The sequence below is a fragment of the Haloarcula quadrata genome, from assembly GCF_003634715.1.
GTDB classification, from domain to species: Archaea; Halobacteriota; Halobacteria; order Halobacteriales; family Haloarculaceae; genus Haloarcula; species Haloarcula marismortui.
Genome location: NZ_RBWW01000001.1, coordinates 1908399 through 1922598, shown reverse-complemented (window position 1 = coordinate 1922598; position 14200 = coordinate 1908399). Strand labels below are relative to the sequence as shown.

Annotated in this window: 14 protein-coding genes; 10 read left to right on the top strand and 4 right to left on the bottom strand. The window is 62.6% G+C overall.

The features are described 5' to 3' along the window. Positions 1 to 44: 44 nt before the first annotated feature. A complete protein-coding gene (locus tag BDK61_RS09830; protein ID WP_121303133.1) occupies positions 45 to 2132 on the bottom strand; it encodes a hypothetical protein in 2088 nt (695 codons plus the stop codon). Positions 2133 to 2285: 153 nt separating this feature from the next. Between BDK61_RS09830 and glyA the strand changes: the two genes are divergently transcribed. The 4 genes from glyA to BDK61_RS09810 all read left to right on the top strand — a co-directional run bounded on the left by glyA (position 2286) and on the right by BDK61_RS09810 (position 5651). Next, positions 2286 to 3533 carry a serine hydroxymethyltransferase gene (gene glyA, locus BDK61_RS09825; RefSeq protein WP_004961161.1) on the top strand — a complete coding sequence of 416 codons (1248 nt, stop codon included), beginning with the start codon at positions 2286 to 2288 and terminating at the stop codon, positions 3531 to 3533. Positions 3534 to 3608: 75 nt separating this feature from the next. Next, positions 3609 to 4199, top strand: coding sequence for a hypothetical protein (locus BDK61_RS09820; protein ID WP_121303132.1), 591 nt, complete (start codon positions 3609 to 3611; stop codon positions 4197 to 4199). Positions 4200 to 4274: 75 nt separating this feature from the next. Then, positions 4275 to 5168, top strand: a complete 894-nt coding sequence (locus BDK61_RS09815) for a bifunctional methylenetetrahydrofolate dehydrogenase/methenyltetrahydrofolate cyclohydrolase (RefSeq protein ID WP_007190309.1) — start codon at positions 4275 to 4277, stop codon at positions 5166 to 5168. Further along, on the top strand, positions 5169 to 5651 hold the full coding sequence (locus BDK61_RS09810; RefSeq protein WP_121303131.1) for an NUDIX hydrolase: 483 nt from the start codon (positions 5169 to 5171) through the stop codon (positions 5649 to 5651). A gap of 3 nt (positions 5652 to 5654) precedes the next feature. Here BDK61_RS09810 and BDK61_RS09805 read toward each other — a convergent pair whose 3' ends face one another. Further along, positions 5655 to 6374 carry a DUF7117 family protein gene (locus tag BDK61_RS09805; protein ID WP_011223363.1) on the bottom strand — a complete coding sequence of 240 codons (720 nt, stop codon included), beginning with the start codon at positions 6372 to 6374 and terminating at the stop codon, positions 5655 to 5657. A 59-nt stretch (positions 6375 to 6433) separates the two neighbouring features. On the opposite strand from BDK61_RS09805, the gene BDK61_RS23370 reads away from it, so the two are divergent. From BDK61_RS23370 to BDK61_RS09795, 3 genes are all read left to right on the top strand, one after another. After that, positions 6434 to 6580 carry a hypothetical protein gene (locus BDK61_RS23370; RefSeq protein WP_004961170.1) on the top strand — a complete coding sequence of 49 codons (147 nt, stop codon included), beginning with the start codon at positions 6434 to 6436 and terminating at the stop codon, positions 6578 to 6580. Between the two features lie 722 nt (positions 6581 to 7302). Next, entirely contained in the window at positions 7303 to 7578 is a 276-nt protein-coding gene (locus BDK61_RS09800) for a PadR family transcriptional regulator (RefSeq protein WP_004518082.1), read from the top strand. Positions 7579 to 7690: 112 nt separating this feature from the next. Continuing rightward, positions 7691 to 8974: an MgtC/SapB family protein gene (locus tag BDK61_RS09795; protein ID WP_121303130.1), complete on the top strand. Its 1284-nt coding sequence runs from the start codon at positions 7691 to 7693 to the stop codon at positions 8972 to 8974. On the opposite strand, the gene BDK61_RS09790 is transcribed toward BDK61_RS09795, so the two are convergent. Further along, positions 8971 to 9297: a hypothetical protein gene (locus BDK61_RS09790; protein ID WP_121303129.1), complete on the bottom strand. Its 327-nt coding sequence runs from the start codon at positions 9295 to 9297 to the stop codon at positions 8971 to 8973. The two genes, BDK61_RS09795 and BDK61_RS09790, sit on opposite strands and share 4 nt — an antisense overlap. A gap of 158 nt (positions 9298 to 9455) precedes the next feature. On the opposite strand from BDK61_RS09790, the gene BDK61_RS09785 reads away from it, so the two are divergent. The 3 genes from BDK61_RS09785 to BDK61_RS09775 all read left to right on the top strand — a co-directional run bounded on the left by BDK61_RS09785 (position 9456) and on the right by BDK61_RS09775 (position 13418). Next, entirely contained in the window at positions 9456 to 11303 is a 1848-nt protein-coding gene (locus BDK61_RS09785) for a sensor histidine kinase (protein WP_121303128.1), read from the top strand. Positions 11304 to 11427: 124 nt separating this feature from the next. Beyond that, positions 11428 to 12363: an HhH-GPD family protein gene (locus BDK61_RS09780; RefSeq protein WP_121303127.1), complete on the top strand. Its 936-nt coding sequence runs from the start codon at positions 11428 to 11430 to the stop codon at positions 12361 to 12363. A gap of 47 nt (positions 12364 to 12410) precedes the next feature. After that, positions 12411 to 13418, top strand: a complete 1008-nt coding sequence (locus tag BDK61_RS09775; RefSeq protein WP_121303126.1) for a sodium:calcium antiporter — start codon at positions 12411 to 12413, stop codon at positions 13416 to 13418. A 73-nt stretch (positions 13419 to 13491) separates the two neighbouring features. Here BDK61_RS09775 and BDK61_RS09770 read toward each other — a convergent pair whose 3' ends face one another. Further along, entirely contained in the window at positions 13492 to 14031 is a 540-nt protein-coding gene (locus BDK61_RS09770) for a GNAT family N-acetyltransferase (protein WP_004961183.1), read from the bottom strand. Positions 14032 to 14200: the final 169 nt, after the last annotated feature.

The window sequence follows — 14200 nt, the reverse complement described above, 5'->3', positions numbered from 1 at the left end:
GGCCGCCTCGGCTCCGGCCATAGAGTCTGATAGCTCTCCCTTCCTCAGAAGCCCGTCCGGAGGCGCGCGGCCAGGTCATCGGACCAGTGGAACTCCCCGTCGTAGATGACAGGCAGCGAGGTCTGGCCCAGCGCGTCGGCCAACTCCGTAGCACTGAGCGAGTGGCTCGTCTGTTCGCCGTTCAGCGCGGCGCTGTCGTCGAACGGCAGGCGGTAGCTCTCGCCGGGCCGTTCCGGGGACACGACCGTACACTGCACGTCGAATCCTGTCTCCCCTTCGGAGAGCCAGACGACTGCAGGATGCGCGGGATTGGGAACGATGGAGTAGGTCCCGTCCCCGACAACCGCGTAGTCTTTACACATCATTATCCGCCGGCGAGCGAGCTCCAGCGCTCGCTGGATGCTGAATCCGTTACTGAGTAAGCGCGCGAAGGCGGTCCCGACCAGGGCGGCGTGCTTGTCCAGCACGTCGGTGAGTGTCACTGCGCCGGCGACTGCGCCCTGTTTGACCAGATCAAGCCCTTCATCGTAGGAGCCACAGGCGTTCAGGAAGAACGTTTGCGTTCGGGCTTCCGACAGCGACGACAGTGCCAGATTACCGTCGGGACAGCGCAGTCCCGCCTCGTCGCAGTGCCCGATGAAGTGGACGAACTCCGTCGGCTGCCGGAACACGTCGGCCAGTTCGTTGACCGACAGCAGTTCGCTGACCCGTACGTCCATGGGGAGGTCAGCTGCCCGATATATCTCCGTGACTTCTGTGTGTTCGTCTGCCATCTCCTCGTCGTTGAGGACGACCGCGACCTGTTGGCTGTCGGTGTCACGGTTCTGACTCCGGTAGCGGTTCACGTACGCTTCCGGTGGCGTTTTGCAGGCGTCTATCGGGTTCCCCGGCGCGAGCCACGAGTGCAGTTGGCCCTCGCGCAGGTTCGGCTCGATGACTGGCGGGCGCTCGGCCGATCCGCGACTCAGATACGAATCCGCCAGCGTTCTGTCGAGTAGTTCATCCTGATCAAGCCGTGAGCTGTCTGGCAGGTAGATGAGACTGAGCCGGTCAAGGAGGAAGGGCAGATAGCGGACCCGCTCCGGCTCCGGCGAGACGTACGTCGAGAGGGGCCACTCAGGCAGAATCGAATTTACGGCCTCGTCCGAGACCTCGATGTACCGTTCGAGCCGGCCGGCCGGCGACAGCGACCGCACTGTATCCGGGTCGAGCGAGAGGGCGGACGTGATACGAGGGCCACTCTCGGCCGGGTCGACGCGTCTGACCAGACAGTCGAGGTAGAACACCCTCCGGAGCAGCGCTGCGACGCCGGCCTGTAGCGACGGCCACGCGTCGAAAGAGCGGTGTACCGACGTGCCTTCGGCCGTCAGCAGTGCGGCATCCCGTGACTCGACTACCACTTTGGCGCCGAGATAGTACGCCAGCGGCGCGCTGACGAGCAGTTCCGCCTCGCACTCCGGAACACGGAGCGTGATACCAGTCTCGGGACGGTTCTGTCGCACCGGCTCCGGAATACGGGTTGTCTCGCCGGTCGTGACTATCGGCGGGTGTCCACGGAGTTCCGGATGCGAGCGGGACGGCTGCATCGTGTGATGCGCTCCGCTCAGATGCGTAATCGCCGTTGCGAGCCCTTCGGGCGTCGCGGGGACCTGCAGATGCGGCCGCTCCGTGTTCGTTTCCCAGACGAACCCGACGGTAATGCTCGTCGGCTCTTGGAAACTAAGCACGGTGGTAATACCGGCCGAATGGAGCGACGCCGGGCCGTCGAAGTGGACGTGGATCCGGATGTCGTCGACGACGCCCAGCGGGGATTCCCGGTCGCTATCCGCAGCACGGGCCTGCATCGTCAACAGGTACTCGCCTTCCTGCAGCGTTGTCGGTGAATCAACCGTCCCGCTATCGGCGTCAGTATCAACGCGGGTTACCATGGCATCGACCGCCGGCAGCGCTAACTCGGTGACGGACCCGCGGTAACAATCGTCGACACGCCGCGGTAACTGTTCTCCGTCAGTACTCTCTCGATTGTGTAATTGGTGCACCAGTGCGGTCGGGTCGGCCGTTTCCCCATCCCAGTCCAGCGTTTCACCGCCGTCCCGGCCCACCCGCTCGCCTGCCACCCCCCAGGTGACCATGTGTGCATATGTGGAACGTCATCTGATATATACGTACGGTTGTCAGCACGTCGTCACCGCCCACCACACCCCGGAACCGAACGAGTATTGATAACACTACACGCGCGTGGGTCAAAGGGTAGATTATTGTCGTATCGGTCCTGAATCGGATACATGAGCTACGAAACCGTACGGGAAGCGGACCCGGCAGTTGCAGACGCCCTTGAGGGTGAACGAGGCCGGCAGAACGACACACTGGCGATGATTGCCAGTGAGAACCACGTCAGCGAGGCTGTGATGGAGGCACAGAGCTCCGAGTTGACGAACAAGTACGCCGAAGGCTATCCCGGCGAACGCTACTACGGCGGCTGCGAGTACGCCGACGATGTCGAGGAACTCGCTATCGACCGCGCGAAAGAGCTATGGGGCGCGGACCACGTCAACGTCCAGCCACACTCCGGTTCACAGGCCAACATGGGCGTCTATCTCGGCGTCCTCGAACCCGGCGACAAGATCCTCTCGCTTGACCTGACCCACGGCGGCCACCTCTCGCACGGCCACCCGGCGAACTTCGCCGGGCAGGTGTATGAAGTCGAACAGTACAAGGTCGACGAGGAAACCGGCTACGTCGACTACGAGGGGCTCCACGACCACGCAGAGGAGTTCGAACCGGATATCATCGTTTCGGGCTACTCGGCGTACCCCCGAGAGGTCGACTTCGAGCGGATTCAGGAAGCCGCCGATGCGGTCGACGCTTACCACCTCGCGGACATCGCTCACATCACTGGTCTCGTTGCTGCCGGCGTCCACGAGTCGCCGGTCGGCGTCGCCGACTTCGTCACCGGGTCGACGCACAAGACCATCCGCGCCGGCCGCGGTGGCATCATCATGTGCGACGAGGAGTACGCCGACGACATCGACGCTGCCGTCTTCCCCGGCTCGCAGGGCGGCCCGCTGATGCACAACGTCGCCGGCAAGGCTGTCGGCTTCGGTGAGGCGCTTGCTCCCGAGTTCGAGCAATACGCCCAGCAGACTGTCGACAACGCCATTGCGCTCGGCGAACAATTCAAAGAGCACGGCCTCTCGCTGGTCTCCGGCGGCACGGACAACCACCTCGTGCTCATTGACCTCCGGCCGTCCCATCCTGACACCACCGGCAAGGAAGTTGAGGAAGCGCTGGAGGAAGCTGGTATCGTCCTCAACGCCAACACGGTTCCCGGCGAGACCCGCTCGGCGTTCAATCCCTCGGGCATCCGCGCCGGCACGCCCGCGCTCACCACGCGTGGCTTCGACGAGGACGCCTGCCGCGAGGTCGCGGACCTCATCTACAAGGTCGTCGACGCTCCCCATGACGACGATGTCGTCGCGGAAGTCAGCGACCGCGTGGACGAGATGACCGACGAGTACACGCTGTACGAATAACGCCGGAAGCCTGCGGTTCTGCTATCCGCACACTTCGCAACTCACTTTTTACCATTTCCAGCCGACACGTCCGGTATGCTCCGCACAACTCGGCGCCGGCTACTCTCTGCACTGGGCGCGTCCCTGTCGATACTTGCCGGCTGTACACAGTTTGATGTCGAGTCCGGGGCGGAAACCGGACAGAGCGATGGCAGCGGGAGCGAGGCGACTGCGGCGGCCACGGTGTCAGAAACGGACACTGCTACTGTGACAACTGAGCGGGCCACTGCCGGCCAGACGACCGATGGCGAGGAACTCGACCTGCGGGAGGCCAACGTCGTCGGCGTTGAGGTCAGTGACGAGGACGGCGGCGACTACCGCTTCGACGTCACACTCTATCATGACGACGACGGCGAGGACGGCTACGCGAACTGGTGGCAGGTCGAAACCCTGACGGGCGACAGACTCGGCCGCCGGGACCTCTTGCACGCTCACTCAACGGCCCCGTTCACCCGGTCGGCGATGATTACGATTCCCAGTGACGTGGGCTGTGTCGTGGTCCGGGGGCACGACCAGACCCACGAGTACGGTGGGCAGGCGATGACGGTGGCTGTCCCGAGCGGCGCGACGCGGGCTATCCAGCAGGGAGCCGAGCGCAAGTCGGTTGCCGAGTCGGACTGTCCCTGAGTGGGAGCGTGCTAGCCTGTCGCGGCTGACTGAAATCCGGGACGTTCATACCGCCCCGCGCCGCCGTTGTACCTAATGACAGAGATTATCGACGGCAACGCCGTCGCACAGTCGATTCGGGACGACCTTGTTGCGTCCATCGACCGCCTCGCCGACGCGGGCGAACGCCCGTCGCTGGCGACGGTGCTGATGTCCGAGGACCCGGCCAGCGAGACGTACGTCTCGATGAAACAGGACGACTGCGAGGAGGTCGGTATCGAGGCCATCGACATCGACATTGACCCCGACGCGGACGCCGCCGAACTGTACGACACCATCGAGGACCTCAACGCCGACGAGGATGTCAACGGTATTCTGGTCCAGATGCCGGTCCCCGACCACGTCGAGGACAGGTCGGTCCTGCGCGCCATCGACCCGATGAAAGACGTCGACGGCTTCCATCCGGAAAACGTCGGTCGGCTCGTCGCCGGTGACGCACGCTACAAGCCCTGTACGCCACACGGTATCCAGAAGCTCATCGAGAGCGCGGGCGTTGACACCGAAGGCAAAGACGCCGTCGTCGTCGGCCGCTCGGACATCGTCGGCAAGCCGATGGCGAACCTGCTCATCCAGAAGGCACCCGGTGGTAATGCGACGACGACGGTGTGTCACTCCCGCACCGAGAACCTCGCCGAACGGACGCGCAACGCCGACATCCTCGTCGCTGCGGCCGGCGTCCCGGAGATGATCGACGGCGAGATGATACAGGAGGGCGCGACGGTCATCGACGTGGGCATCAACCGCGTCGACGCCGACACAGAGAAGGGCTATGAACTCGTCGGCGACGTGGAGTACGAGAGCGCAAAGGAGGTCGCTGGCGCAATCACGCCGGTCCCCGGCGGCGTCGGTCCGATGACTCGCGCGATGTTGCTGTACAACACGGTCAAAGCGACGGGCCTGCAACACGATATCGACGTCGACCTCCCCTGAATGCCGACGCTTGCGGATTTTGCGGACCGCGACGTGCACACCCGCCGAGTAACCAGAGAGACTGACACGGCGGGCGTAGACGGCGTCCGCGCCCGCGCTGACCGCGGCCTTCGCTGGGCGGTCGGCGCGCTCGTCACCGACCCGGCGGACCGCCTGCTGTTCGTCTACGAGGACGACATCTGGAAGCTCCCGGGCGGCGGCGTCGAAACCGGCGAGACGCGTCAGGAGGCAGTGTGCCGCGAGGTCCGCGAGGAGACCGGTGTGCGTATCGCTGTCGACGAACTGGCTGCCGTCACCGAGGTCACAGTAACCGACGGCGACCGCAAGGCGACGTTCTTCTTCGGGACCTATCGCGGGACGGCAGATGCAACGGCGCTCGCGTCGGACCCCGGCCTCGACGGCGAATCGATAGAGACCGTCATGTGGCGGGACTCGGTTCCCGAAAACTGTCTGGACGAGTCGCTTGTACGGCGACTCCGGTGACGGTTACACCGTGTCGTCCTCGATTCCGGTGAGCCAGTTTTCAGCTCTGACGAAGGCGCTCTCGTCGCCGGTGATGTACGACCCCAGGTCCCGCGCTGCATGGACGAGGCGGTTCGCGTCCGCGGGGTCGACATCGCCGTCCAGCGCCTCGACCCGCTTTCGATGGTCGCGAATCCGACCGGAGAGCTGTCGTGCGGTCGGTTCCGAATTGGCGTCCAGATACGTCCGCACGTCGCGCTGATAGCTGTCGACAGCAGCCGACATCGCCAGCCCGTACGGCACGCGAAGGGCCGACGGGACCTCGTCGACGGCCGGACGGTCGCCGTCATCAGCCCCGCCGAGCAGTTCATAAAAGTACCGCTCTGCCGGGTCGCCGCTGCGTAACTCCCGGGCGAGGTGTGCGCCGACGTGCTGGAGTTCGACCGCGGCGACGAACGTCGGGTCGAGCGGGCGGAGCTCGCCCGCGTCGATGAACCCCCGCTTGCGCGTGTACTCCCGGCAGCGCTCCGCTGCCGCGTCGGCGACTTCTCGGGTCGTATCCGCATCGATTCGGCTCCGCACCGGCGTCAGGTCGAGCGTGGCCGGTGCGTCGGTGTGTTCGGTGTGCTCGTCGATGCCGACACTGTGGATGCTGCCACAGTCCGGACAGGCAATGCTTCCCGTCTCGTAGTACCGCCACCGCGTGCCACAGTCCTGACACTCGCGCTCCCCGCGGACTTTCATACCTGATGCTGAGAGGGCAGCCCTCAAGATTGTTCCGTGAGGGCTGTCTACACCAACGTATGCGCTCGGAAGACGAGATCCGTGAGCAGTACGAGTTCCTTGCTGAACAGCTAGACGACGAGGAGATGGACCACGAGCGGGTCCGAATGATGTTTACCCACTACAAGCGGGCACTTGGATGGGTACTTGAGGAAGAACACATCTAGGTTAGTTACAGCTTACATTCGATTCTAATTCGATAACTAACATCTGCTGGACGGGGCCGGTACTTTTAAGTTATTCTGCCCCATTCGACCAAGTGACGCTTCGCTTGGAGGGCCGAAGCGTCAGCGGGGACCAATTCAGGGCGGCAAGCGGTCGCGTTTTTCGCGACCGCTTTCCACTTACTTCGCTGCAAACAACCTGACACGAGTGATTTCTGTACGTCCAGAAAGTGACTACTGGACGATGTGATGGACTTGCTGCACAGGTCTGCCTCTGTCGCGCTCCCAAGCCATTTCAGTTTGACCTCATTAGTGAGTTTCCCATTGCCGCCCTTGGACCGCCGCGCTCTACTTTCAATTCAGACGCGACCTGTACTGTCGGCGTGAACATGGCCTTCTACCCTCCACGTTGAGCGTGGTCGCAACCCGGTCTTCCAGAGAGTCAGCTATCGCTCTGCGTTCTGCCGCGATGACGGTGGGGCCAACTACAGCCTTGCTTTCACACAGGACCGTTCTATCATCTCTCTCCTGGGCTGACAAATAATACTGTTGCCATCAGTTTCCGGAGAATGATGATATACTGACTGTATTTACCGTATGGACAAAACGATGACTGAGGGCCTAAATACAGAAAATTCGATACCCAAAACTACTGAAACCACCTCAAGTTCTCTGGGCCGATATATTTAACAGTATAGATACTAAATCATTACATAGGAGAATCGATGCACGATTTGACAGGATTCCAGCGTGACCTTCTCTACGTGATCGCTGGCAGGGAGGAACCCCACGGCTTAGCTATCAAGGAGGAACTCGAAGCGTACTACGAGAAGGAGATCCATCACGGTCGCCTGTATCCGAACCTCGACACGCTTGTCGACAAGGGGCTGGTCGAAAAGGGCCAGCGCGACCGCCGGACTAACTTCTATACGCTCACGCGTCGCGGGCGTCGTGAGATAGACGCCCGCCGCGAGTGGGAAGACCAGTACGTCGACCTCTGAGGATGTTGCACCGCGGCTCGTGCTGAAGCCGTCGTATCGTCGGCAGTGATAACTCTCTGAGAGGCAGGGAACTGCTGTCTACCATCACTAACTGTTAACTAATGTCACACGTATGGGGTCTATGTCGACTCTCTTGCAGCTATCCCCGGAGCCGATTCAGGCGACCGTGTTTCGAATCCTGCTTGCGGGGGCGCTCGGGATGTTTCTGGGCCTCGAGCGGGAGTGGTCACAGAAGTCAGCCGGTGTGCGGACGTTTGCACTGATTAGCCTGCTCGCTGCGGTGTTCACGCTGGTCGAGAACCAGGCGCTGCTCGTCGTCGGCGGCGTGCTGGTCATCGTGCAAGGGATCTTGCTCGCAGTGAAGGGACTCCTTGACGATGGGGAAGAAGAGGGGCTCTCACTCACTACCTCTGTATCGATGCTCGTTGCATACGGCATCGGGGCGCTGGTCGCACAGGGGTTCATCCTCGAAGGCGTTTCAGTCGCGGTTTTCTCGTCGCTCCTGCTGGTGCTCAAGCGGGAACTCCATTCCCTGGCGTGGGGGCTCTCCCGCGAGGAACTGCGGTCGGCGACGGAGTTCGCCATCATCGCCTTTGTCATCTACCCCTTGCTCCCGTCAGAACCGGTCGAGATACCCGGCGGACTGGTTGACGTGGCCGTGGAACTGCGCGTCATCTGGCTGATGGTAGTGTTCGTCGCCGGCATCGGCATCGTCAACTACGGCATCGTCCAGACGTACGGCGGCCGTGGTATCGCCGTCACCGGCTTTTTCGGCGGCCTTGCGTCGTCGACGGCGGTAGTCGGGACGATGCTCGACCACGTTCGACAGCGGCCGGACGCCACCTCGTACGCCGTGGCTGCGATTCTACTGGCCGACGCAGCGATGGCGCTCCGGAACCTCCTCATTACCGTGTTTTTCACTATCCAGCGGGGCGTTCTGGTCGAAGCGATCATTCCGCTGGGGGCCGTCATTGTCGGCAGTGTCGTTGTTGCCGCATACACCGCTGATTGGTCTGAGACGGTCGATATGGGGCTTGAAAGTCCGTTTTCGCTTCGGAATGCACTTGCCTTTGGCGGGGTATTCCTGCTGGTCGTGGTCGCTGGCGGGTTCGCGGAGACGCAGTTCGGGACGGCGGGCCTCTACATCACGTCGGCGCTCAGTGGCCTCGTTTCCAGTGCCGGGGCGACGACTTCCGCTGTGTTGCTGTACCGCGGCGGCGCTATCGACGGGCCGACGGCGATGGTCGCCATTCTGACCACAACTGCCGCCAGCATCATGGTCAAAGCAGCGTTGACTGCCTCGAGGCCGAACCGCGCCTTCGCCACGCGTGTCGCGTTCTGGAGTTCAGTGGTCCTTGGCGTCGCCACGGTACTGGCGCTGGGGCTCTTGATTTAAAACTGGTAGCGCCGGTCGTCCTTGTCCTGTTGCTGGGGGAAGTCGTTCCCGGTCATCTGGTCGAAGGTCATCCCCGAGAGGTACTCGTCGTACGTGCAGTCGTAGCTCGACCGGAGGTGGAAATCCAGCGTCCCGCGGTCGACGGTTGACTGAAACAGCATGTGGACCGCGCGCCTGACGAGTTCGTCCGGGTCGTCCGGGTCGAGTGCGACTGACAGCATCGCGAGTTCGTTGCGCGTCTCGCGGTTGATCGAGAGTGCGAACTCGTCGTCGAAGTCGCCGTACGCCGCTTCGATATCCTCCTGTAGATCCTCAAGGCTCATACGAAAGAGGACGATGAGCGCGAGGAAACCCCTTACGACTCGTCTGGGGCCGCTCCCTCGAAGCACGGGTCCCTACGAGTATAACATATGATAAATTATATCATGGGTTGAACATAACGATGGGTAGCGGTCAACTACCGAAGGATTCAGATCAGATAATGACAGGTGGTGGGGACGAGACAGCAGCGTCCAGTCAACCCGATGGGCTGCTAGAGCGGCTTCACGCAGTCGTCCTGAACAGGAGCTACACGGCGAAGTTCGCTGTCGCCCTGGCAGTAATCGTCATCGTACTCGCAGCCGTCGGTTTCGGCAGCTATCTGCAGATACAGGAACGGATCGTCAGCGACGCGGCGACAGACCTCGAAACGTCGGCCACGCATCACGCCGACAGTATCGAGCAGTGGCGGACGACCACCGAGACGGAGACGATTGCTATCGCAGCTGCAGGCGTGTACGACACTGGGACGTCCACAGATATCAGACAGTACCTCACCACGGCAGAGTCGTCACAGGTTCGTTCGCTCCACTACGTCTCCACCGTCAACGGCTCCCAGATGGTTGTCGCCAGCACTGAGACGAGCACAGAAGGCCGGTCACCGTGGGCGGTCGAACCTGTCTGGGAGTCCCCTGTACTGGCGGCGATGAACGACACCACCGGTACTGAGACAGTCGTGCGATCGACAGCATACGCGGACGGTGACGGCTATTCGATTGCGTTCGTGACCCCCGTCCCCGATAGCGATGGGGCACTAGTTCTGGTTGCCCGGGTCCCAGCCGCACAGTTTCACGATGGGCGCAACGGGTTCAAAACGCAACTGCTCACCGGGGACGGGGGCCCGCTTATCGGCGGTCAGGGCGATTCCACGCCCATCAGTCAGGACGGCCGCCGAGCCGCGACAGCGGGCCAAACGACGACCATCGAAACTGGGGACCGCGTCGCAACGTACACACCCGTCAACGGCACGTCGTGGGTGGTTGTGACGAGCGCTGAGCGCGAGTCGCTGTACGGAACAAGCCGGCTCGTCCGCTGGGGATTCCTCGCTGTCATCGGGACGGCAGCCATCTCGCTGGGCGTCGCAGGGTACCTCTTCGGACGGCACACGGTTCGGCCTCTGAGACAGCTCCGTCACCGGACGCAGGCGATGGAACAGGGTGACCTCGGTGTTGACATCTCGACAACCCGGCAGGACGAGGTCGGGCGGCTGTACGACGCCTTCGGAAATATGCGGGACACGCTCCGGAGACAGATACAGCAGGCGCAGGCAGCCCGGAAGGAGGCTGAGCGTTCGAGCCACGAACTCGAGCGCCAGAACGAGCGGCTGGACGAATTCGCATCGACGCTGAGTCACGACCTCCGAAACCCGCTCACGGTCGCCCGGGGGCACGTCGAACTGCTTGCGACGCGGCTGTCGGACCCGGGGACGGATTCGGCTGATCTCCAGTCCCACATCGAGAAACTCGAGGACGCACACGACCGTATCGAGTCGATAATCGACGACGTGTTGACGCTGACGAGAAAGGGCGCAAGCGTCGAGGAGACGGCCCCGGTGCCGCTGGCGGCCGTCATCACCGATGCGTGGGACAACATCGACAACAAAAGCGCCAGCATCGAAGTCGCGGGCAGTCGAACCATCGACGCCGACCGGACGCGACTCTTGCGAGCCCTCGAAAACCTGTTTCGCAACGCCATCGACCACGTCGGCCCGGAAGTGACCGTCACAGTCGGGCTGACGGACCACGGGTTCTACGTTGCCGATGATGGGCCGGGGATTCCGACCGACGCGGTCGACAACATCTTCGAGTACGGCCACACGACGAGCGAGGACGGAACTGGGCTCGGCCTCTCTATCGTCAAGACCATCGCGGAAGCCCACGGTTGGCGGCTGTACATCGATACGACCTACCCCGACGGCGCGATGTTCGTGTTCGCAGACGTGTTCAGCGAGGACGAACCGGACTGGTACGGAACCGAGTTCGAGTGGGGACGATCCGAAGCCAGCGACTGAGACTATCGGCTGTCGCTATTGCACGCTGTTTTCGATTCTGGGGCGGCATTTTTCCAGACGGACAGCCGATGGGACGCGCGACAACGACCGCCACGCACAAATCAGGACAGGGCTAAGCGAGGGTATGACCGACCAGTCGACAGCGACGGACCGCCCGGAAGGCGTGCCCGCGGACCCGTCGGCTGTCCAGAACGCGCTCGTGGAGTGGTACGAGGCGGACCACCGCTCGTACCCGTGGCGAGAGACGACAGACCCGTACGAGATTCTCGTTTCCGAGGTGATGAGCCAACAGACCCAACTGGACAGGGTCGTCGACGCCTGGGAGGATTTTCTGGACCGCTGGCCGACCGCAGCGGCACTGGCCGAGGCCGACCGGTCGGACGTGGTGGGCTTCTGGACCAGTCACTCGCTGGGATACAACAACCGGGCGAAGTATCTCCACGAAGCAGCCAATCAAGTGGTCGATGACTACGACGGCGAGTGGCCCCGCGACCCGGACGGCCTCAGCGACCTGATGGGGGTCGGTCCCTACACCGCCAACGCCGTCGCCTCCTTCGCGTTCAACAACGGGAATGCCGTCGTCGATACGAACGTCAAGCGTGTCCTGTATCGCGCTTTCGACGTGCCGGACGACGATTCGGCGTTTGAAACGGCTGCGGGCACGCTCATGCCAGCAGGGCAGTCGCGGGTCTGGAACAACGCTATCATGGAATTGGGTGGTGTCGCCTGCGAGAAAACGCCGGATTGTGACGGCGCACAGTGCCCCTGGCGCGAGTGGTGTTCGGCATACGAGACGGGCGATTTCACCGCACCGGATGTCCCGACCCAACCCGAGTTCGAGGGGAGCCGTCGACAGATGCGTGGCCGCGTCATCTCGGCGCTCAAGGAGTATGACGACCTACGACTGGACAAACTCGGTCCGCGTGTGCGCGTCGACTACGCACCTGAGGGGGAGTACGGCCGGGAGTGGCTCCGCGGCCTGCTGGACGACCTTGCGGACGACGGCTTGGTCGATGTCGAGGTCGGCGATGGCGAGACGGTCGCGCGTCTCCAGCGCTGACCGCGAGTGGCATACACACTTGAACCCATGCGGTCAATACGTCCACAATGGCTGGCTTGCCGGGTTCGGTCGCTCTTATCATCGTCGCAACCGCTGTCATCTGGAAGGGGAGTGCCTACTTCGAGCGGGCCGCGGAACGGCTGAGCAAGTACTACGGATTACCAGTGGCGGTCCACGGCGCAATCGTCGTCGCCGTCGGGTCAAGCTTTCCTGAGATTAGTTCAGTCGTCATCAGCACCGTCATCCACGATGAATTCTCGCTAGGCGTCGGTGCTATCGTCGGGAGCGCGATATTCAATCTGCTCGTGATTCCGGCCCTCGCAGCGCTTTCGAGCGAGGAGCTTCGGTCCACGCGTGACATCGTCCACAAAGACGCCCAGTTCTACATCATCAGCGTCCTCATCCTCTTTATCGTGTTCGCGCTCGGGGCGACGTACGTCCCGGGCGGCACCAACCGGGCGGCTATCCTGACCCCGACGCTCGTCGCCGTTCCGCTCATGGCCTACGGTATCTACGTCTTCTTGCACCAGCAGGACGCCAGTGAGCACGTCGCAGACGAAACCCACAGCGTCCGTCCGGGACGGGAGTGGGGAATGCTGGGGGTCGGACTCGTCGTCATCACGGTCGGCGTCAAGGGGATGGTTCAGGGTGCGCTCTCTCTCGGTGTCATCTTCGATACGCCGACGTTTCTCTGGGGGCTGACAGTTATCGCCGCCGGCACGAGCCTTCCCGATGCCTTCGTCAGCGTTCGCGCGGCGAAAGACGACGACAGCGTCACGAGCCTGACGAACGTCCTGGGAAGCAATACGTTCAATCTGCTAGTGGCGATTCCAGTCGGTGTTCTTCTCGCGGGCCGGGCGACCATCGATTTCCTCGTGGCGATCCCGACGATGGGCTTTCTCGGGGCTGCAACGCTGGTGTTCATCGTGTTTATCCGGACCGATCTCGAACTCACCGACCGCGAAGCGTACACCCTGCTTGGGCTGTACGTGGTGTTCGTCTGCTGGATGGCCCTCGAATCGGTCGGGCTTATTGAGACGGTCAGCGGTATTTGAGGCGGGTCCACAGTGCCGTCACTGGTGAGCCAGCATCCGCCCTCGATGCCCTCGGGAAACTGCCCTGTTGGGCTTACTCATCGCCTTCTCCGGGCGATAGTTCGCGGGAATACACAGCCTCGTCGTAGGGATCGCCACCGATAGTCAGTGTGCGAACATTAGTCCGCTCGAAGCCGAGATTCTCGAAGAACTCTCGGCTCCGGTCGTTCGAGGCCAGGTCGAGCGCCCGGAACTGCTCGACGCCGTGCTCCAGAAAGATGTCTTCGAGCCGGTCGTACAGTGCCGTCCCGACACCCTCACCGTGGTGCTCCGGATGGACGTACAGCCGCAGCATCGTTCCCATCGTATGCATAGTGATACCCTGAGTGAAGCCGATAATTTCGCCGTCTTGTTCGGCGACCAGCAGTGTCGCCTCGATATCGTCGAGGTCGTTGGCGGGGACGCCGCCGGCCCAGCCGTGGAGCGCGCTACCCAGTGGGTCGGCGTACCAGTCGGATATCGTCTCGTCGATGACCTCGGAGTCCAGCGAGTCGTAGGCGTCGTGCCACGCTGCCCGTGCGACCCGGCGGATGCCGTCGGCGTCGGCGTCGAAGGCTCGGCGGATAGCCGTCATCTGTGCCTCGACGCCGGACAGAGTGATTGTTCCGAGCCGGCTTTACACCGGGTAGACTGACGCGATAGACGGCGCAGTCCCGGCGGCTCGGCCGGATGCTGAATCGTGTCGCGTACCATAGATGCTGTGTCTATCGATTCGTTTGGGCTATCATGGCTAATATCCTCTC